The following is a 20,944-nucleotide window of genomic DNA, read 5'->3' as shown; positions in this document are numbered from 1 at the left end:
AAATCAAAACAGCCTTACCAGCTTGTCATCTGTTTTTTCCAGTATGTATTCCTGAAGTATTCTTTTGTATATTTCTTTGTTTTTGCTTTTAAACATATCAGGTGTATACTCTGTGAAGTATACCTTTACTCTCCGGCTTCCAAACTTGTCTGTGAGGCTTGCTTTTTCGCTGTCCGGTGTGAATGCAAGGCACAGGCATATTTCCTTGCAGCCGTTTTCCTCCAGTATCCGTATTTTGTTTTCTGTCTCCTCCAGCTCATAGGGCTTGCTTGTACCGCACAGTATTATTTTTTGGCAGTTTGCCGTGAATTCAAGTGCATTTTTTTCTGTTCCGTCCTGTATTATTCTGCTCAGGTCGTTTATTATAAAGTTCATTCCTTCTGGTATTTCATTTTTGAGATATATTATGCCGTTTCGCTCAAAGCTGTTGTCTCCTGTCTTTGTAAAGCCTGATACCGAGCCTGCGATTGCTTTCAAGTGCTCCAGCTCTCCGCTGCATTCCACATATGCCGCGGCTGCTCCTATTTCCCTCAGGTATTCCGCCATGTTTATTGACAGGGTTGTCGCTCCTGCTTTTGGATATGTGTTTAGTACCGCTATCATGATGTTTTTGCTTTCGATTATGTATTCCCTGCTGCTTTTCTCACTGCCGGCTTTGGTATTTTTATTATTTGGCTTCGGTATTTTGTCCTCAAGCTGCTCTTTTCCGGCCTCCTTCTCAGGAGGTGTATATCGGAGGGCTTCTGCTGTCTGTGTTTTGAAGGCTGATATGTCTTTTTCCGGCTTTTCGGTTATTACCGGTATTTCTCCGAAGCTCCTTATTGTGTCCCGCAGGGCTTCTGCTTTATTGTCCATATCCACATATATGAACCGGATTTTCGGGTTCATTATGCGGATGCTTTCTATTGCCGTCCTGAGGCTGTCGCTGTCGTTTGTGACAGCACTCAGGTCTATTGCCAGGTATTTGTAGTAGTTTATGCTAAGCGCTTCTTTTTTTGCAAAGGAGCACAAGTCCAGCTGATTCGAGGATATTTTTTTCAGCATGAAGGGCTGTTCCACCAGTCCGGATTCATTCAGCCAGTCAAACAGGCCTACGTTATTGTAGCTGCACAGATAAAGCATCATTCTGGCTCACCTCCCTTTGCACAGAAGCTTCCGATGCCTTGAATATAGGCTTCGGCTCTATGTCATAGGGTTTTGTCATGAAATACAGTATTATTAATATTATCGCAAGTGCTGCATAGACAAGCAGCTCCAATACCTTGTTTTTTTGTTTCATTTTTGTGGCTCCCTTCCTATTCTTATTTCTGCTATTCCGGATTTGTTTCCGGGATATGATGCATCTCTGGCAGATACCCTGTATGTGCCGGCATTTAATCCGCTGATTGTATGTGTACTGCTGCAGGCAGCTGTCCATGATACTCCGCCGTCAATGCTGACCTCATAGCCCCGGTCCCTTCCTCCTGTTATTTTTATTGTTATGCTTCCGTCGGCAGCTGATGCGGTGCATGATATTTTTACCGGTATGGGGTCTATGTATAGCTTTGGGTCTACAGGAACCGCACTTGAGTATGTTCCTCCCTCTCTGACCTCAAAGTGAAGATGGTGCCCTGTGGAGGTTCCTGGATAGTAGTCGTAGGGCTTGCCTTCTTCCTTTTTCGGTTCCCCTCCCTCGGAGGCTATCACATCTCCCTGCTTTACCGTGCTGTCGGGTAATGCATGTATTGCGGACAGGTGTATATACCGGGTGAAGAATTTTTTTCCGTTTACATTATGATATATGGTGATATACATTCCTGCCTCCTCGTTTATTCCCAAATCATAAACCTGTCCGTCCGCTATTGTGTATATGTTTGAATGCCATTCGGAATTGAAGTCCTGTCCCCAGTGAGGTCTTGATATCCCCAGTACGGGATGCTTTACGGGTGCTGCCGAAAAGCCCCTGCTGCCTGTTGTTCCGTCATTGGGATACGGATAATAGCCCCCTCTGTCCACTATTTTGTTTTCGGGCTTTATGTAGTCCTTGTATTGTATCTGGGCATTTTGCAGGGTTTCCTGTTCCTGCCCCGATAATTGAAATTTGTCTGAGAGATATTCGAAGGGTGCCGAGAGTATATATGCAAACAGGCATATTATAAGCAGCAATATTGCTATTACCGTCAGCACACATGTCATTGCTGTTTTTCGTCCTTCCTTTGAGGACAGGACTTGTACCGCTGCTTTTACCAATAATGGATTTACTGCCATTTTGACCTCCGCGCCGTGTTTTCGGCACAAAATTTTATTTGAGGCTTAGTATACTTCTACTTTCCTCCTGCTTTTCCGAAGTATTTCATTTTGTACTCCGGCAAATCAAATTCTATTTGCAAGCGTTTTGAACCTATGATTAGCAGCGCGATTTTTCGTCTTTTTGCCGCCAGTATTTCCTCCTCGGCTTCTGTCAGCTTGTACAGCTCCTTTGTTTCCTGAAGGTTTTTGCCGTCCGTCCCCATCAGGATTTTTATGCAGGGTATGTCTAAAAGTGCCTGCCCGTACATTTTTATGCTGGGATCCAGGAAGTCAACTACCGAATGTGATATTATCGCAATGGCTGCTTCGTATTTTCGCGCTCTTTTTATACCGTTTCTCAAGAATATAAGTGATTGAGGCACTCTGTGATCTATCATTAAATATGCCTCGTCAGATATCAAGAGTACCCTTTCCTCTCTGTTCTTTGTCATTTCGTCCCATGACCATTGCAATATTTCGAAGTACTGGGCGCTTTTGATGTTGTCGGAGGTGTCCTGAAGGTCATGGGTGTCAAGACATATGCATCTGGAACTTGTGCTGATTGAGGTATGCCCGTTCCACAGGAACTGGTCGGAACCGAATATAAGGTCGTGCAGCAGAAGTGATATATCAACATACAGCTCCTTCAGCTTAGGTTCTGTTTCGTTGTTTTTTCTTTCTTCAATAATCTTGCTCAAGTCGGTGAAGATTGGATAGTCCTCATTTTTGAGGCTGCTTACATCGGTATCCCAGGTTATTCCGAATTTTGAGTACATCTCTATCAGACACATTTTTATAAGTGCCATGTGCTTGTCATTGAAGTCAGGCTTGTATATCTTGAAATATATCTCCAGACTCTTCATATGCAGCGCAAGCGGGCCCATTCCGTTTCCCTCGTCTGTATACAGCCTTTCTCCATCCTCGTCCTCATCATCCTGGGGAACTGATCTTATCTGCAGGGGATTCAGTCTTCCCTTGGCTCCGCCTCCGCAGTTAAGCCAGTCACCGTGCAGGTTTCGGGTGAGTTCCCGGTACTCCCTGTCCGGGTCGATTATTATTATCTTTGTGCCCCGCATATACTCGGACAGGATTATATGCTTTATTGCGGTGCTTTTGCCCACTCCGCCGACTCCCATTATTACCAGATTTGAATTTGTCCTGTCTCCCCCTCTCATCCACGGGTCTATTATTACAAAGCCTCCGGAGGCATCCTTTGCAATGTAGTAGCCCCTGCCGTCATTAAGCCCCGTGGAGGCAAAGGGAAAGCCTCCTATGAAGCTTGACAGGGGCAGTATTCTTGAGGTTATCTGCTCTATTTTTTCCTGAGGCGGATAAAAGGGTGATATCTGCTTGAAGGCTTCCTTCTGCAGGCTGGATATAACCCTGCCCTTGCATTTTGCAACGGCTGCCGCGCTCTCCACCTTCTGGCAAACTCTTTTAAGCTGCTTTTCATCCCTTGTCAGCGGTGCGATAAGCAGGCTCATTTCCCCTATTTTTTCCCCCTGCTGGTCTACCTGCAGCATCATTTTTTCAGCATCGTCGGCAGCTCTTTTTGCTCTCGATGCCACCAGCGCATCCTTTGCGCTTTGTTCTTCTCCGCGTTTTTGCCTGATTGTGTTTGACAGGCTTTCAAGGAATTCCGAATCGTCAACGGGGGTAAAGGTTATGCTTGCAACTGTCGAGGGTATGTTGGTGAGCTTTGACAGCCAGCCGTAGTCGGCAGACTGGGGGTATTTGACTATTCCGTATACTTTCCCTGTATTTTCTCCTATTGTTATTGTGTTTTTTCTGTATTCCATTCCTATGGGTGTTATGCTGTTGAGCAGCGCACCGTTTACAGGTATTGCTTCTTGCTTTTTTGACATATATTATTCCTCCCCGCCTGCTGCTATCAGGCTTTCTATTACCGGCATCGCCGTATGCACGTCTGTACTCTCCATATGCACGTATGCAGGATTTGTTATAAGGTTTGAAAGTCGGATTATATCTTCCTCCTTCAGTATCTCACCGCTTATGTTTACTGCTGTGAAATATCCCAGAAGGCTGAAGCATCTTTTTTGAAGCTCGCTTTCGGCTCCCTCACAGTATTTGTCCCATATTTTTATGTAGAACTGCCTTTCCACCACCTCGCCAGACATTGCGTAGCTGCTGATTGCCTGCATTTCAGCTTTTAATATTTCTTTTTGCACGGGGTCGTTTGATTCGGCCAGAAGCTCGCTGTATTCCTTTACCAGAGGCGATATGTCAACGGGACGGCTGAGTGCCGTAAATCCAAATTTGAACGGTTCTGCTGAAATCTCCGCCGTGAGCTGTCCTGTCAGCGACCTTTTCTCTCTTCTGGAAAGCAAGTCGGGTGATATGGGATATATCCTGATGTACATAAATACCATGCCGTCTCTTGTGTACAGGTACTTATCCGTAATGTCTCTTACGTTTACAAATTCCTGTGCCGTCATTTCCTCCCGGGTCTTGTTTTTTGCCTGCTTTGTGCTGTGCCTTGTGCCTGCCGGCGCAGCTCCCTTGTTTTTTGCTCCGCTTTTATTCATAAATGCCAGGGCAATTACACCGCCTATAACCGCTGCAAGCGGAAATATGATTGTAAGTATGTTCAAGCTATGTTCCACCTTCCTTTTATTTTTAGCCTTGTATTGCATTTGATTTTTGTTTCAGCGACTGCTTTTATTAAGTAAAAAAATAATGGCATATGTATCTTTTTTAGGGAGACTGTACAGCAATTTGTCTCAGCTTTTTCAGGAATTTTTGCCAAAAAAAATACCGGCTTTAACCGATAACTTTTGATTTCTTTGATACATATGCCATATTTAATTTATTTACAGCTCATCACCGGCATACGGTGTTATTTATTCTATCCCGCCTGCTGCTTCACCGCACCGATGCATTTTTATATTTCAGGTTCCCCCGGTTCTTCCTGCTCCTCCAGCTGTCTTTCAAATTCTTCCGCTTCCTGATACCTTATGAAGTCTGATGCATCGGTGTCTGATGCCGGCTTTTCCTCACCGGCATTCTTCTCCCGGTTTTCTGTCAGTCCTTGCTGCTGTTCTCCCGGCTGCTCCGCCTGCTGCGTATATTCGGTGAAGCTGTTTTCAATTCTTGACAATGTGCTTCCCAGAAATCTGACCATGTTTATGTACATATTCCAGTCAAGTATTTTTCTGACGGTGAATGCACACTCCGTAAGGCTTATATTGCCTATCTTTCTTTCGTGCGGAGCCTCCTGTGCCACTAGCTGTATGCTGTCTCCCTTTTTGAAGTTTTCCTGAAGGAATCTGGCGTTTTCGCCCCATGCGGTTATGTTCATGGGCACATTTTTTTCATATTCCTTGTTGTTTACAAATACACAGTTGTGTAAAACCGCATATGGCCTGCCCTTTGGTGATACTCCCTCCTTTACCTCGCAATCTCTTGCCAGACGACCTGAAATTATTATCATCTGTAATGCACTTCCTTTCCTTTTTTATTTAAAACAGCCGGAGCCGTTTTTTCGGGGTTGATTTGTTTTTGGCAAACAAAAAACAGCAGGGAATATGCCTTGTTTTGTATCCGGGCTGTTTCCTTGCTGCTTTTTTAATTTTATTTAAAAATAGTTAATAAATTATATTTACTAATAAAATACAAATAACACCTGCGCTTATTGGAAAAATAAATAGATCCTTTTTATATTTGCTACCGAATAGTTGTGGTAAAAATCTATATATAAAACCTAAGGCTATACTTGTTATTCCTATACTATTAATAGAATAAATAAGGTTTCTAGTAAATAATATAATAAATAAATTAATCAAAACATAAAAACCAATTACAAAATATTTCTTTGTATTGTCCATAAATTTCAATCCCTTTTAATAAAATATGATAACATTATAAAGATTAAAACAAATCAAATATCTAAGTATAATTTCTTAGATATTTGATTTGATATAGTTAATAAATAATATTTATTAGATATATGCTGTTGCATAATCACTAAAGTATAATTGTATTTTTATCATTCCCCATTGTAATGCTAAATATCCACCAATAGCAGTAGCTATTCCAATACCTATGGTACATGAAGCTACTGTGGCAATGCCAAGTCCTATAGTCGCTGCTCCTCCGCCTGCAAGAATTATTGCATCTATAAGTTCTGACCCTGCCTCATCACACATAAGCATATAGCCAGTTAACTTAGCAAGCGTTGTTCCAACATAAATTAATGCAACAAATCCTTCCGCAGCTTTTGCTGACTTTAAACTGTTTGTAATCAAATTCCTATCATCTGCTGACCCACTTCTAGTATTGTTCATTTTATCAATATTTTTCTTTTCAGATGCTAATGTTTTAATACTTATTTGCAAATTTTTTAATTCTTCCTTATTCATTTTACTGATTTTTTCAGAAATACTTTTTTCAACTACACTTTTAACCTCAAGAGATAAGTTATTCACCTTAACGATTTCATTGACTACTTCTTTTTGTACTGTACTTGCAATATCCTTAACAGAAGTCTCGTCATCACTTGCAAATGTGCTTATTGTAGAAGTAATTAAAAGGCTTAAAAGCAATAGCATTGCAATAATTTTTTTTGACATTTTAACATTTACCCTCTCTATCTGTATTTATAAGCGCTTACCTTAAACATATTACCATAATTATCCTATTTTGTAAACAATATTATATTTCCTTTAAGTTCTTTATTTAAGTTGAATTTTTAACTGGTATGCCTATTTAAAACGCCATTCTTATCCTCCAGTAATCATACTCCGCTATAAAGGTTTCTACGCTGTCTGTTTTTACGGTGCCGTTGCTGTAGGTTACTGAAAACAAGAAGGTTGCACAGGTTCCCCTCCATCTTGTTCTGCGCATGTCTTCATTCCACATTTCACCGGTGAAGCTGTTCTGACCTTGCTTTGAGAGCCAAACGGGGCTGTAGGTTCTTTCCGCGAGCTTTACACTTACCTTTGCTGCTGTTACTTCACTTCCGGGGGCTATGCCTGTGGTATCCGCTCCAAGTATATATTTTTCTCCGGTAAAGAAGGTGTCGGCTCCATAGGCCTGCTTTTTGCTTTGGGTCAGGTGGCTGTTATATTTTTCCCAGTTGGCCTTCCATGTGGCTGTATGGCTTACATATCCGTTTATTGACAGTTCGTTTACCTTGAATATGGCGGCGGCTGTGTCCGATTCCGAGTGCTGGTCGGCAGTTGTAATTGTTACTGTATAGGTTCCTGTTTCTGTCAGCCTTTTTGTCTGTATGGTGAAGGTTTTCTTTTCTCCGTCGCTTACGTTTGTTATATTCTCTCCTGTATATATTGTTTCTGTGCCCCGCTTTACCGTTATTTTTGAGGTTAATATCTGGTCTGTATCAGGGTCTGTCACCTCGAAGGTTATTGCTGCTGTATCTCCTTCATATATCACCTTTGGTTCTATGCTTTTTATAGCTGCCACAGGCGGTCTGTTTTTCACCAGCCTGTAGGTTACCTCCTTTGTTTCTGCTTTCCCCGAAGGGTTTTCTGCTGTGAACCTTGCCGTATATGTTCCGTCTGGTATGCTGCCGGGAGGTGTGTAGTTTACTGTCCATGCCTTCTGACCGTATGCCCCGGTTTCTATTACTGTGCCGTTCATGCTGATGGTACCCGACTGGTATGCCGTACCGTACTGCATTATTACTGTTGCTTTTACGGGGTACTTTGTGGTTCTTGCCGTTATCTGTGCGGCTACGCCGGTATTTATTGTTTTCCCTCCAAGGTTTGGCTGCAGATTAATTGGCGTATATACATTTACCGAAAACGTCTTTGGTGTTGATACTCCTGTCTTTATATCTCTTGCACGTATTGTGAAGGTTCTTTCTCCGTCCGGGAATATGTCCGGGATTTGCAGTGTCTGGCTGAACCAGTCAATATCCTGCCCTTTTTGTTTTCCGGTAACGTTCTCCTTGAAGTATACTGTCTTTGTGGAGGGCAAGCCGTTTATATCAGGGGTCAGGCTCATTTCAAGCTTTACCTCCCCCGGCTGTCTTGTCCATAAGTTATATGCCTCTATTTCCTCCGATGCCGGTATACTTTTCAGGCTGAAGCTGTTGTCCTTTGACCTTGCCTGCGCCGTGAACTGGGGGCTTTCGTCCAGTGTGAAGCTGTAAAGCCAAGGGTCTGACCATGCGCCCTCCATATCCCTGACGTAATATTTTACTTCGTAGCTGCCGTATGTGAGGGTGTCTGGAATATAGTACTGCCATTCTCCGCTGTCCTTTCTGAACATTATTTTTCTCTCAACTATGCCCTTATCAGTATTTGCCCTTGTAATGTTATGATCAAGGTCATAGCTCCTGTCTATCCAGACTGTTTTGCATTCGCCTGTGCCGGTGTCGTATGTCCAGTCAAGGACCGCATCGGCTATAGGCTTTCTGTGTACATATATATCAATCTCTGTTGCTCCGCTGTAGTAGGAATATTCCTTTCCGTAGGCTCCCTCCGGCAAATCCTTTACTCTTCTGTATATCTTATATTTGCCCACATTGGAAAAGGAGGTTCTGTCAGCTGAAGTCCAGCCTTCTGTGCTGTCAGGTGCCGTCAGTGTATCTGGCTCCTGCCCTGTCGGATTGTCAAAATAGCTTTTATCCTGCACATACTGCATTTCTTTTGCTGTGATTGTGTCGTTTTCAAGGTCGCTTTCACCGTAATTAAGTGTAAAGCTTTGGTTCTGAAGTACATATACCTGTTCGATTGACGGAGTTTCAGAGGCTATATACTCCAAGGCCTCGTTTAATATCTGCTGTATTGTTTTGCCGCCGGCAGCTATATACAGGGAATATCCCGAAGCCTGCTTCTTTATATCCTCTGTTCCGGCAAGTATTATTTTTGCATCTGCTTTTGAAGCGGCATTTTTGAAGTCCTCCAATTCCGATATTGTCCCGCTGCTTATATACAGGATATACTTGCTGCTAGTGGCTCTCCAGGGGTCTGTATAGGGCTGCCGCACATATTTGTATATGGTGCCGCTGTAATAGCCTGTGTAATTTGACACCCATCTTATATCCGGCACCCAGTAGGATACTGTTTTTGATACCGTTCCCGAATAACCGGCATAGGAACGGGTCCAATGGAAGGTTCCCGTTTCGGGGTCGTTGTAGCTTGAATAGCTGTAGCCGTAGCCTGACAGGGTGCCTGAATACCCGTCACTGTTGTAGGAAATGCTTGAGGGAGGCTTTCTGTCGCTTATTCCTGTGCCTGACACCGAACGGCCTCCTGCGCTGGCTGTTTTGGTTTCGGTCTTTGTCTCGGTGTGGCCGAAATCATGATTGCCTCCGTTATCGATAACGCTTGTTAATTTCAGCGTTCCGGAATAGCCCGAACTTGTATAGGGTATTTCCTTCTCAGGATAGCTTTTTCCTGAATTGATTGAGGTATTTGCAGGAGTAGAATACTCATAGGTTTTCATGTTCCATATGTTCACCTCAGGCAGTATGTTTCTTCCCAGAAGGAAGTTTTCTATTGACACCCTGTTTTCTGACAGATAGGTCAAGTCCTCCTGCAAAAGCCCCTTATCTCCCATTATATATAAATCCACATTGGGTCTTTCTATTTCAGCGGCTATGTATAAATCCGACAAGGGCTGATAATTGTCAACCCAAAATTCCACTTCATAGATTTCTTCTTTTTTATCGGTATCTGCTATGTACTGCACAAGTGTGTCCTGACCTGCCACTCCCACAAATTCATCCTTTGCATATATTACATACTTGTAATATCCAAGCTGTGTCGGCGTATACTTGGGAAAATCATCTGTTTCGCATACCCCGTTGTCTCCCAGTCCGTTCCACTCCTGTATTTTGGTGTCCGGCTTTTTATCATTGTCGCTGTCATACCACAGCTCTATTCCAGCTATAGCCACCCTGTCGCCGTCTGTGCTGTTTATGCCGTAATGCCATGCGGCAAGCTCATCATTTCTGGTAAGTATGCTGTCTGTAAGGTTTAATTCTATATTGGGCGATATGTCCTCAAATACAGGAAATTCAATGGTATAGGGGTCTGACCATTTCCCCAGTGTATTTTTGCATTCAAGTGTGACGGAATATGTCCCCGGTGCTTTGTACTGGAGCTGCTTCAGCATGTCGGTGTCAGTGCCCTTGTTTAATTTTGATGTGTCTCCTCCGTAGGACCACCTGTATTCGGTTATGGGGTATTTCTCCAGTACCAGGCTTATATTGCCCTCCTCTGAATTGTTTCTGACATTTATTATTCTGTTCTGCTTCCAGGTGTTTGAGGAAATCAGGAATTGTGCGTTGGGCTTGGTGGGATATACGTATACATAGTCGCAGGACACATACTGAAGGGGAGCGGCACTCATTATCGCCGCCTTTTGCTCACCCGACAGGCCGCTCAGGGATATTTTGCTTTTGTCCAGGTTATATTTGCAGATTACCTCGGCAAAATATCCGTTTTTATCTGTGGTTTCAGGAAATACATACCTGCCCGAAAAGAAAGCCTCATAGTCAGCAGCCTGCCCGTTTATGTACAGCTCCGTGCCTGATACCGCCGACATATCGGTGTTATCCCCGGCATCTGTAAAGGGTACACCGTCAAAGGCAATTTCCCCTATGCTGTTCTGTATGCTTATATTCGGTATATCTATTACTACAGGTTCTTTTTCAGGCTGGGGAGGCTTTTTGATTATTCCTGTCAGAAAGCTGTTTTCCCCCTTTGCCGACTGGCTGTGGCTGTCCGGATAATTTACCCTGGCAGCTGCATAGACCTGTATTTTATATGAGTCACCAACCTTTGGAAGCTTCTTTATTTCCGCTACCGTTGCTTCTACTGTGAAAGCCGCTTTTCCCGTATTCCCTGCGGTATTGACTGTCTTTGCCTTTTTCTCAGCTTCAGTGAGGGTTAACCCTGTAATCCCTTCTATATTCAGCTGCCAGTCCTTTATATCCTGTCTGGTGTAGTATACCGTTCTTGCTATGGGATCCTTGTAGTATTCCACCCATCCCTCCGGTGCCGGCTCGTCCTCCTTCCGTATAACATGGTCAAGGAGCTGGCCGCTTACCTCGAACTCCAGCTTTACAGTCTGCTTGTCAAGCTCGCTGCCCTCGGGGATATCTGGCATTTTTGATACTGCCGACACACTGCACCTTACAGGCAAATCTGTTTTTACCGCAACCCCTTCCTTGGTCTGTGCCAGGGTGGGAACCGAAAAGGTCTGATACCATATGGAGCCGTTTTCCCTCACATGCCACATCCTGCCCGAGCCGCTCTTTTGTATGGTAGGCGCGGACTGGATGTACAGGTACTGGTATACATTGGGGTCATAGGGCTTGCCGTTGTTGGGTATGCCTCCGTATTTTTTAAAGGTCTGGTATATCCAGTTCTTTGTGCCCTGGGCTAATGCTCTAGCATAACTATTATCAACATTATATGCAGCTTCATTGTATGTACTTATACGTCCTGATAGTTCCTTTTTCACTTCATTGGCTTTACTCCAAGGCTCCTTTATCCAGTTTCTTTCCTTGAAGGTAGTTTCTGTTGCCACATTTATCATCCACATGTTTGAAAAGGAATTCCCGTTTACATCACAGCCGAGATATTTCCATTCCCCCCTGTCTGTTTTGCAGCTGCCGCCGTGTGTTCCGGGATTCTGCTCCCTTCCCCTGCACACCACTCCCTCGGGCTTTAAAAAATATCCTCCGTCATAATGTATTTCCGGCTGCTTTTCATTCAGGTTCTCATGTATCTGGTAGCCGCATTTAAAGTAATTGCCGGGTACGCTGTTGTAATTTCCGTATACAACAAGGTTTTTCTGTGTAAACAGCCTGTAGTTGAGTAAATATCCCTTTACCTTTAAAGGTATCACAGCTCCCGCAGGCAAGGCGGGCAGCTGATAATTCTTTTTGTAGCTGTCATAGGTTGCCTGGTCGAAATATTCCCTTCCGCCCTTTTCATATTGCAGGGTGTAATTTTCAGAAGCCGCCTCCGCAGCTCCTGCCTGAAAAACACCCATAAAAAAAGCCGTGCATAATATCATGCACAGCAGTATTCCTTTAAGTCCCTTATTCAATTTTATCCACCTTCCGTCATTTTATTTAAGCATTGTTTCCTTTGTGATAAAGCCCTTTGCCCATACCTGAAATGCAAAAGAATTGCCGCTCTCGCTACGACCTCCTATGACATATATCTGCCTCCCATTTAATAGATATACTCCTGATTTCCATGACTGGTCATTTAATGCATAGCCCAGATACTGGTCATGTATCTTTTTAGCCTGCTCATACTCGCTTCCGAACCATACCTTTAACAGCTCGCAGCAATAGCTTTTCAAGTACTTGTTGTATTTATCAGTCTCATAGCTGGAGATTTGATAAAGCCAGCCGTTTCCGTTATCATACAGGCTCTGTTCCTGTCCCTTTGGTATTTGGGTTCTCTGAACAGCCATACCTACAGTGTTTAACGGCAATATAAGTCCATACGGATTATTATTGCTGTATTTGCTAAAGTGCTCATTATCATTAAAGTATGCTATTGAAAAGGACTTGTTGCCCTCACTGAAAAGGAAGTCTGTCTTTCCTCCTGATATAAGCTTCCTATTGTCATACATTGCCTTTGCGGTGTCCCATATCTCCATCATAGGAAACAGGCCTTTATACAGGGTGTATTCCTTGTTTTCATAGAAGCCCTCGGCCTCGTTGTCATAGCTGCCGTTATTGGCAACGGAATTCTTCCACTTGAAGCTTTCGTCACTTGCCGGTATGCTTTCGGCTCTCATGGTTTTATCAATGAGCTTTACAATGATTACCGATGCCTCGGCTCTGGTCAGTGTGCCCTTCGGACTGAATTTGTTATCGCTTCCGGTCAGCAGGCCCATGCGGTAGCAGTCTATAACATCCTGAAGGCGTGAGCTTGTTATGCTGGTGTAGTCGGTCATTTTGAGCTTCTGATACCCCACATATACATTATCAAAGAAGCCCTTGTCTCCTTTGCAGGGGTACGGATCACTTCCCTTTACGAAATAGTCCGCCGGTACCTCCTCGTATGTACCGATAGCCCTCCTTGCAAGGCTTGCCGCAAGCTCTCTTGTCATTGGCTTGGTGTAGTCTGCTATTTCTCCTTTTTTCAGCAGCCCTTCTTTAAGTGCGATATCCGCAAAGGGCTGATAGTATGGTGTGCCCTGCGGCACCTCCGGCTTAAAGCCCAATGTTCTTACAAGCATTAAGATGTACTGTCCGGCAAGCAGCTTGTCATTGGGCCCGAATCTTCCGTCAGTGTATCCGGCTATTATCTCCAGCGCCGATATCCTCGCTATGTAGCTTCTGCCCCAGTGCGCCGCCGTGTCCGTATACCTTGCCAGCTCCCTGTCAAGGTCTGTCTGTGTCAGGCTGTTGTATTTGTCCGTCAGAGGCTTCATCCTGAGTGAGGCTGTCGTGGCATTCTCATCTGCCGGATTGTCCGCCGATATGCCTGTTCCTTCGGCAAAAGCCGGTACTGCCAGAGCTGTGATTATGAATACAGCCAAAATATATGCTGTTATTTTTTTAAAATACTTTTTCATGCTGTTTTTCCCCTTTCCGTAAGGTGAAATTTACTTTACTTATGTTTACTTTTTGATTGATTTTGGTATAATATATATATGGTGATTGGATATCCGCAAGCTGCGGCAGTCACTCAGTCAATTAAATAGTTATTTTAATCACTCTGTGGCTAGACAGGGTGATTATTTTTTTCGCTCGTTCAGCTTGATTATTTTGATAATCAAGGAGAGCAGCGATACAAGTAATATTGAAAAAGCTATCATCAAAGATATTGCTTCAAATATACTCATATCCTCACCTCCCTCTTTTGTAAGAATCGGGAAGTGACTAACGCACCCTGCACTGTATCCAATCACCAAAATTGGTGTTGGGATATTGCTTGTCTTCTGCCTATATTTTACCATAAAAAAGCCCCGAAATCAAGCATTTTAAGGTATCTCAGGGATTTTTTTGAATTTATTTTCAGTATCCCGCCGGCTGAAAAAAGTGCTCTTACCTGCCCTCTATTTCATGTGCGGCGCTTCTTATATTGGGCTGGCTTCCGAATATTTCACCCAGGGTGTATCTCGCCTTTCCCGTATTTATTGTCACTATGACGGCGGGCTTTTTCACCTCAAATTTATAGCCAGTTTCCGGGTCTGTAAAGGCTTTGGGATATACGGTGTTTGAATCATCAAAGAAGTATGCGGTGTATTTTATTTTATCCTGCCAATAGCTGCCTTCCAGGGGATTCAGGTCGCTGTCCGTTTTAAGCATGGTTTCCAGCATTGCCCTTATTGCTTTATGGCCTTCCTCACTATTAAATACTATCCGCCCTTCCTTTTCCTCCAGAGGATCCGTGAATACCGCCGCCGCTATTGAGGCCTCCTCCGCCGCTGTCCTCAGCTGCATGTAATATATATGGTTCAGGTTATAGTCATGGCAAAAAAGCCATACAAGCATTGAAAATATAAAGGCTGCTATTCCGAACAGAAATGCTTTCATTCCGCAAGCACCTCACTTAGCACGAACCCCGCCCGTTTTGCCGTGGTACGGTTTTCAGCCTCGCTTATTCCCCAATATGCCGGAACAGCCGCTATTTTTCTTATTGGTATCCGTATGTCATAATATATGGCTTCTCTTTTATCGAATTCAAGGGTACGGTATTTTTTTGTTGTGGTTACGTCCATGTATATATCACCGCCTGACAAATCAGGAAATTCCGCTGTCAGGTCGTGCTTCAGCCTGTCTATGTTTTCCTGCTTGAAGTACCCGTCAAGCCTTGCTGTCTGGACTGATACGTATACTATGTCAGAGAACCTCTGAATCCGTCTTTCGTTTGATATTTCAAGCACTGACTGCAGCGGGAAGACTATGAGCAGCACCACTATCGCAAGGCCTGCCAAAAAGTTTTTCATGTTATCACTCTCCTTATACATAGGAACTGCGGCAATTGTTGTTATTGTTTTGCCGCAGCTCCTCGTATGCAGTTATTTACGGTGCTATTTTATGCATTTGCCGCACCGTTGCCTTCATCACGTTTCCCGTTTCTGATTTAAGAGATACTGACGAATCGCCCGGATTTCCCAGTATTAATACAAACAGCAGGGAACCGAGCAATACCCCTGCTATTGTTGAGAAAAATTCCTTCATATGCCGTTTGCTCCTTATTGTGATACTTTTACCTTGTCTGCCATTTCTGTTGTTATGCTGTTGAATATTCCGTTTGATTTTCCGGCAAGGCTCCCTTTATCGTTTGCACCTGTTCCCCATATAAGTACAAAGAACAGTACTCCCAGCAAAAGTCCTCCAAGTGTTGTTAAAAAGTCTCTCATTGTCCTTCTCCTTTCGAATTTTAAAATGGTTTGTTATTTAAGCAGAAAATATATTGCCACGGCTGCTCCCCCGCCTATGAAACCCAGTGCAAATTTAATAAGCAACCCCTTATTTTTCAAGCCATCACCTCCCTTCATCCTGCGGGCTTTAAAAGGACACCCTCCTGAGCATAGAAAAGGCATCTATTCCCACAACTACCACCAGAAAGTTTATAAGCACGGCAAAGCCCGATACAAGGGCTATCATGAATACTATATTGCCCTGGATTTCCCTTGCTTTTTTTACTGCTGTCTTTCTTTTCTCCCCCAATTGGCTCTGATAAAGCTCTATCTGCGATATCAGCTTATCGGGAGGTATATAGTCAAGCCTTCCCAGAAGTGCCGCAAAGGACTTTGCCGGCTCTGTTCCTATTGCCTGCGCGAAGTACTCCTGCCCGTCCCTCTGCCTTCCTTCATACCAGTAGGCCAGCAGCCTGTTTAAATATGGCTTTATTATTTTTGCGGATTTTGATATTTCCCTTATTATGCAGTCGGAGGACAGTGCCTTGTCCGACATAGATATTGCCATGTTTTTTAACTGGCTCAGGCACCTGTCTATTTCTATGCTGCACTTTTCCCGGTTTTTCTTTGTGATTGCCTCACAGATAAGGCAGAAGGGGCTTCTGTATTTTAAAAGCTTCATGGAAGGCCTTGTCGCAACCAGAAATACAAGCCACAGTGCTATGTGCATGTTTACGCCGCTGCCCGTCACAAGCCTTGCATATGTCATGTATATGAGCCATAGGGCAAGCACCGAGTACCTGACAGTCTGATAAAAATAAGCAGGCATTCTTATTCCTGCCTGCTTAAAGATTTCTTCTGTTTTGAATTCTTTTTGGTACCATTTCACAATTCTGCTTATATTTCTTCTGGTGGCCTCCTTTGAAAACCTGTAGCCTCCTTCTGTGCCGAAGGATTTTTTGTACAGCGCAGCTCCGGATAAAAATATCAATAGGATTATGCTATACGGAAGTATTTTAATTATCATTTGATCCTCCTTTTCCTTTTTTGAAATTAAATATTTATACTCTATATGTCATACTTGGGCTTGCAGATTAGCTTTAGTGAAACAAAGCTTGTCATGATAAGCAGAAGGGTTATTATGCCTGTCCTAAGGCCTACGGTGTTTACAAACTGGTATTCCAGAAACTTTTTTATTGTGAAGCCGAAGGTCTGCACCGCCATGTATATGCTTCCCAGATATAGCGGCACCAAAAGAAACCTTATCATTGCAACTGCTTCATTGTTGTAACGTTTGCCTGCTTCCAGCTGTTCCCCTATGTCCTTCAGCTTTTTCAGGATGTCCTCAAGCCCGCTGCTGACATCTGTCCCTCTCAGTACTGCCATTTTTATGTTTGCCCGCAGCAGTGCCGCCCATTCAGTGCTGTATGAATATACAAACTGCTCAAGTGCACGATCCAGCTCCTCCTCGTCCCTGTAATCCTTCAGGGCTAATGCAAGCCTGTAAAGGATACGTCCCGAGCTGCTGCCTGCATCAAAAGCAAGCGCACTGTTTTCCACGGCCTTTATCATGCTTAGGTTATGCTGCTTGTATTCATTTATAAGGCTTGTAACCAGTGTATCCGCATCATATGAGCTGTCTATCTGCTTGTTTCTGAGCCTGATTCTTAAAAGCAGATACGGAAATGCCGCTGCCGTTGCAGCTATGGCAATACTGATTATTAAGGAGAAGATTTTAATTGCTGTGAAGATACTGAATAGAAAAATTAATATTGTGACAGCTATAAAAAGGTATACCTGTGATTCTGTTGTTTCACCCTTTCGTACCGCTGTCAGAAGCCTCCCGATATGTGCTGCTGTGAAGCTTTTCTGTTCCGGCTTTTTTGCGTTTACTGTTTTTTCAAGCCTTCTGTACTGCTGCTCCTCTCTGAACATGCTTTTTACTGTATTGCCGAGGGAGCACCACAGGCCTGAAGCCATCAGCAGCACACAGCCTGTTTGTACTGCATACCGGATAATTGTGCCTGTTAAGCCAAGTTCCATTGTTTATTTTCACCCGCTTTCTCTTTATTGTATGTTTTAAGCCTGCCCTAAGATATTTATATCGCTTTTTCAGGCAGATTAAGCTTTTAAGACGGATTTGACCTTTGTATTTTTGAAGCCTCGGATATGGGAATAAAGTCCTTTGCATATACCCAGTCCCATTCTTCCTTATGGTATATAAGAAATTTCAGCCTGTAGTCTTTTTTCTCATCAGGCACCTCTTTTACTCCATATACCATTGTTTCAAACGGATAACCGTCTGCCCTCCTGATTTTAAACATTTCAGCCACTCCCTTTAATAGTATTTATATACATGATCAAGCTTCTGTGAAGCAGGTTCCTTTTTTTACCCCTTGCTTTGTAGTTATCATATTTCGCTTCTGATTTTTGAGTATACTGGCTTTACAATTTTATCCGGCATGGGATATTTTTCCGAAAGTGCTTTTAATATCTTTTTGTATGCCTCAAAGGCTTCCGGGTTTTCAAATCCGGCTATTTCCTCCAGCCTTTTGCCTATGCTGTAATTGAAGCACCAGCTGTCCGTTTCCTTTTTGTATTCGCATATTCTGTGATAGGTTATCTCGCTTGTTTCATTGTCAAACTGTATTTCGGACACCGATTTAAGTCTTTTCTGCGACCTGTCGCCGGGAATCTGCACCATTTCAAATATCAGGTTGAAGCTGTTTGCCACTCTTACCATATGGTAGTCCAGGCTGCCTCCGTATACTCCAATGATTTTGTTCGCAAGGTCATAGCAGAAGTCTTCCACGTTTGACAGGTGTGAGGTTATTTTCAGGCGGTTAGTTCCTTTATTGCCTGCTTCCACTGCTATGTACGCGGTGTAGCCGTCCCTTACCTCCTGTACTATCAGATAGTCGGCATCGGATTTAAGGATTTCAGAGGATATTTTGAAGAGTCCTTCTCCCTCCGCTATCAGTGACATTATAGGGGCCTTGGGCATTACCTCCTGTATTCTGATTTCCGGATCCGTCTGTATAAGTACTCCTTCAAGCTCAGGATTCTCGTATAGCTGCCAGGTTAGGAGCATTGTTGATTTTCCCGAGCGTACCGGCCCCGTAAAGGCAACTCTTACCCCGCATTTTACCAGTGCCTCCATTGCCGGTATAAATTCACCGGGTATTGTTCCCCGCCTTGCCTGTTCCTCAAAGGTAAGGACATCTACGATGTATTTTCTGAATACCATTGCAGACTGCCCTTCCGCCACTCTTTTGCCTGTATAGACGGTAACACGTTCTCCTGTTTCCATGTACAGCTCCGAATAATTCTCATCAAGCCGTTTTGTTTCGTCCCTCAGCATAAGCGCCTGCCTCAGCTGTTCAAAGCGCTTGCTGCTTATGCGCTGCTCTTTTAGTACCTGCTTGCCGCCTATAAGGAAATATATCCTGTCTCCTATTATTTTTGCGGAGGAGCTGTCCGGTAGGTCCATCCACTGTGCAATGCCTGCTATTCCCCAGTTTTCATGAAATACCGCATCTGTAAGGTTTTTGTACCAGGAAGGATATTGCTCCTTTTCAAGCTTGTTTGCCTTCAGGTAATCCCGTATTTTATCCTTCAGGTAATTTACTTCTGTGGGTTTCCCCAATATGGCGTTTTTGTGCCTTTCCATCAGCAGCTCTGTGTTATTGCTGTTCTGCTCCTTCAGCCATTCCTCGTCTATGTGCTTCTTTATTTTTGAGCATAATAAAAGGAACCTTGAATTGTTGTCCAAGGCTCCGTAAGAGTAGTGTTTTTTTCTGTTTTTCTGTGAATTGCCCAGCAGCTCTTCCAGATCGAATTCCTTCATTTTGCTGTAGTCCACTTTTGACCTCCTGTTTTTTATTTCTTCATCCAAAGGATCTGTCATAGTCTTATAAGGCAGCGCTCCCTTTGTTTCCACATTTTTTGTATGCATCCAGCATATCCCACCCTTGTATGTTCTCTGTTAAAATCCTTCTTTTATATAACGTATTGCTTGGATCCGAATTATCAATATATGCCGCAAGTGCTGTTTTCTCGTAAAATCCTTTTGCGGTATCATCTACCCACCCTATTATCGCATAACCGTACCCTGTGTTTTTCATAGCATCCAGGCAGGCATACAGTAATTCTGTTCCTACTCCTTTACCTCTCTCACTATTTGCTACTCCAAGAGGCCCGAAGTATCCACTCCCGGTACAATCATAACACGCGAATCCAACAATTCCATTGTCAATTACAGATATGAAACATGTCCCATTATGTTGAGCATTCTCCGCTTCCATAACCCACCCTTTTTATTTGGAAAGGTTTCTTTTATATAATTAAGCAACCTTTCTTTATCTGATGGGAATACTTTTCTGGTGTTGAACTTATTAGCCTTCCTCCACACATCTTGAACATATAGATTTACGACCATATCTCCGGTCATGCTTTCCTCACTTTCCGCAGCTCTAAAGCTGCACACTTTGTTTATTCTGCGAATTTCATAAATGCTAGCCAATGCGTGTTCATATTTTTACCACTACGATGTCCAAAAAGCGGTTCCTGTCCTATGGCTTTTAATACTTTACTTAATGGTATTTGGACTTCTAACCATTTAAAAATTAGCGTTCCGTAATCGTCTAAAGCTCTCATGCACTCTGCAAATCCATCATGTATCATTTGTGGCCAGTCTTTTTCAAGACAGCCGTACTTTAACCTAGTCCATGATTTTTCTCCTGCCCAACGTTAAATGTGGCAGGTCAAATACCACCAGCTTAAATTTTTATCGGTAAACGGAAAAACACGTATGTTACTGACATCGGAGCCTCTCAATAAAAATGACATTGCTGCACTAATTCATTTTTATTGAATATGGAATTCAACTTATGTACTTTCTTTTTAATTTTTAGAAAAATTTACTACATTTAAATATATAAATATGTTAAGTTTCTTTAATATTAGTCAACATAAGTAGCAAGTCTAAAATCTTTAACATATATTGTCCATATAACATACTTTTTTGTATGCTACCATACACTTATTAAGGAGGCGAATGCAGATAATGGCTACTGAGCTTATTGTAAATGGCGGCTTCGAAACAGGGTCATTCCCCCCGTGGACTGCAATTGAAGCGATTGTAACATCTCTATACAGTCATACAGGAACTTATTCTGCACAATTGCAAGATGGGACATCTGTTATATATCAGACTGTTTATGGTGACTTTAGTCAAGCTGTAGAAGTTAGTGCTTATCTGGCTAAAGTCGGCACATTACCAAATCCGATAGTATCTATTGTTCTTTCCTATTTTGACGAATCATTTAATTTTCTTGAAACAGGTGTT

20 protein-coding genes are annotated in these 20,944 nt (G+C 43.1%); 1 reads left to right on the top strand and 19 read right to left on the bottom strand.

Features of this window, described 5'->3' with window-relative positions; genetic code table 11:
* Positions 1-3: 3 nt before the first annotated feature.
* The 19 genes from LY28_RS18175 to LY28_RS18090 all read right to left on the bottom strand — a co-directional run bounded on the left by LY28_RS18175 (position 4) and on the right by LY28_RS18090 (position 19,901).
* On the bottom strand, positions 4-1,125 hold the full coding sequence (locus LY28_RS18175; RefSeq protein WP_110463592.1) for a hypothetical protein: 1,122 nt from the start codon (positions 1,123-1,125) through the stop codon (positions 4-6).
* On the bottom strand, positions 1,097-1,279 hold the full coding sequence (locus LY28_RS18170; RefSeq protein ID WP_110463591.1) for a hypothetical protein: 183 nt from the start codon (positions 1,277-1,279) through the stop codon (positions 1,097-1,099). The genes LY28_RS18175 and LY28_RS18170 overlap by 29 nt, the downstream gene beginning before the upstream one ends.
* Entirely contained in the window at positions 1,276-2,247 is a 972-nt protein-coding gene (locus tag LY28_RS18165; RefSeq protein ID WP_110463590.1) for a M23 family metallopeptidase, read from the bottom strand. Before LY28_RS18165 ends, LY28_RS18170 begins: the two co-directional genes overlap by 4 nt.
* 56 nt (positions 2,248-2,303) lie before the next feature.
* Positions 2,304-4,133: a VirB4 family type IV secretion system protein gene (locus LY28_RS18160; protein WP_110463589.1), complete on the bottom strand. Its 1,830-nt coding sequence runs from the start codon at positions 4,131-4,133 to the stop codon at positions 2,304-2,306.
* Between the two features lie 3 nt (positions 4,134-4,136).
* The gene (locus LY28_RS18155) at positions 4,137-4,880 is read right to left on the bottom strand and encodes a hypothetical protein (protein ID WP_110463588.1); all 744 of its coding nucleotides are present in this window, start codon (positions 4,878-4,880) and stop codon (positions 4,137-4,139) included.
* Positions 4,881-5,170: 290 nt separating this feature from the next.
* On the bottom strand, positions 5,171-5,719 hold the full coding sequence (locus LY28_RS18150; RefSeq protein ID WP_110463587.1) for a single stranded DNA-binding domain-containing protein: 549 nt from the start codon (positions 5,717-5,719) through the stop codon (positions 5,171-5,173).
* 508 nt (positions 5,720-6,227) lie between these two features.
* On the bottom strand, positions 6,228-6,857 hold the full coding sequence (locus tag LY28_RS18140; RefSeq protein WP_110463585.1) for a hypothetical protein: 630 nt from the start codon (positions 6,855-6,857) through the stop codon (positions 6,228-6,230).
* 136 nt (positions 6,858-6,993) lie between these two features.
* Positions 6,994-12,315 carry a COG1470 family protein gene (locus LY28_RS18135; protein ID WP_340162556.1) on the bottom strand — a complete coding sequence of 1,774 codons (5,322 nt, stop codon included), beginning with the start codon at positions 12,313-12,315 and terminating at the stop codon, positions 6,994-6,996.
* 21 nt (positions 12,316-12,336) lie between these two features.
* Positions 12,337-13,803, bottom strand: coding sequence for an S-layer homology domain-containing protein (locus LY28_RS18130; protein ID WP_110463584.1), 1,467 nt, complete (start codon positions 13,801-13,803; stop codon positions 12,337-12,339).
* Between the two features lie 162 nt (positions 13,804-13,965).
* Positions 13,966-14,073 carry a putative holin-like toxin gene (locus LY28_RS19615; protein ID WP_242981417.1) on the bottom strand — a complete coding sequence of 36 codons (108 nt, stop codon included), beginning with the start codon at positions 14,071-14,073 and terminating at the stop codon, positions 13,966-13,968.
* A 202-nt stretch (positions 14,074-14,275) separates the two neighbouring features.
* The gene (locus LY28_RS18120) at positions 14,276-14,767 is read right to left on the bottom strand and encodes a hypothetical protein (RefSeq protein WP_110463582.1); all 492 of its coding nucleotides are present in this window, start codon (positions 14,765-14,767) and stop codon (positions 14,276-14,278) included.
* The gene (locus LY28_RS18115) at positions 14,764-15,180 is read right to left on the bottom strand and encodes a hypothetical protein (RefSeq protein WP_110463581.1); all 417 of its coding nucleotides are present in this window, start codon (positions 15,178-15,180) and stop codon (positions 14,764-14,766) included. Before LY28_RS18115 ends, LY28_RS18120 begins: the two co-directional genes overlap by 4 nt.
* A gap of 76 nt (positions 15,181-15,256) precedes the next feature.
* Complete coding sequence (locus tag LY28_RS19275) at positions 15,257-15,415, bottom strand: hypothetical protein (RefSeq protein ID WP_165835626.1); 159 nt, start codon at positions 15,413-15,415, stop codon at positions 15,257-15,259.
* Between the two features lie 14 nt (positions 15,416-15,429).
* On the bottom strand, positions 15,430-15,597 hold the full coding sequence (locus LY28_RS19270) for a hypothetical protein (protein WP_165835625.1): 168 nt from the start codon (positions 15,595-15,597) through the stop codon (positions 15,430-15,432).
* Between the two features lie 148 nt (positions 15,598-15,745).
* Entirely contained in the window at positions 15,746-16,624 is an 879-nt protein-coding gene (locus tag LY28_RS18110) for a hypothetical protein (protein WP_242981414.1), read from the bottom strand.
* 41 nt (positions 16,625-16,665) lie between these two features.
* A complete protein-coding gene (locus LY28_RS18105; RefSeq protein WP_110463580.1) occupies positions 16,666-17,640 on the bottom strand; it encodes a hypothetical protein in 975 nt (324 codons plus the stop codon).
* An 86-nt stretch (positions 17,641-17,726) separates the two neighbouring features.
* The gene (locus tag LY28_RS18100) at positions 17,727-17,921 is read right to left on the bottom strand and encodes a hypothetical protein (protein ID WP_110463579.1); all 195 of its coding nucleotides are present in this window, start codon (positions 17,919-17,921) and stop codon (positions 17,727-17,729) included.
* Between the two features lie 86 nt (positions 17,922-18,007).
* On the bottom strand, positions 18,008-19,552 hold the full coding sequence (locus LY28_RS18095) for an ATPase (RefSeq protein ID WP_242981412.1): 1,545 nt from the start codon (positions 19,550-19,552) through the stop codon (positions 18,008-18,010).
* Positions 19,509-19,901 carry a GNAT family N-acetyltransferase gene (locus tag LY28_RS18090; RefSeq protein ID WP_110463578.1) on the bottom strand — a complete coding sequence of 131 codons (393 nt, stop codon included), beginning with the start codon at positions 19,899-19,901 and terminating at the stop codon, positions 19,509-19,511. Before LY28_RS18090 ends, LY28_RS18095 begins: the two co-directional genes overlap by 44 nt.
* A 761-nt stretch (positions 19,902-20,662) precedes the next feature.
* Between LY28_RS18090 and LY28_RS18080 the strand changes: the two genes are divergently transcribed.
* Positions 20,663-20,944, top strand: a 282-nt coding sequence (locus LY28_RS18080; RefSeq protein ID WP_133250211.1) for an NTTRR-F1 domain, incomplete at its 3' end; no start/stop codon positions are given.

Source organism: Ruminiclostridium sufflavum DSM 19573 (genome assembly GCF_003208175.1).
In the GTDB taxonomy this organism is placed as follows: Bacteria; Bacillota; Clostridia; order Acetivibrionales; family DSM-1351; genus Ruminiclostridium; species Ruminiclostridium sufflavum.
The sequence above is the reverse complement of the archived record's forward strand: the minus strand, read 5'-3'. Positions and strand labels throughout refer to the sequence as shown.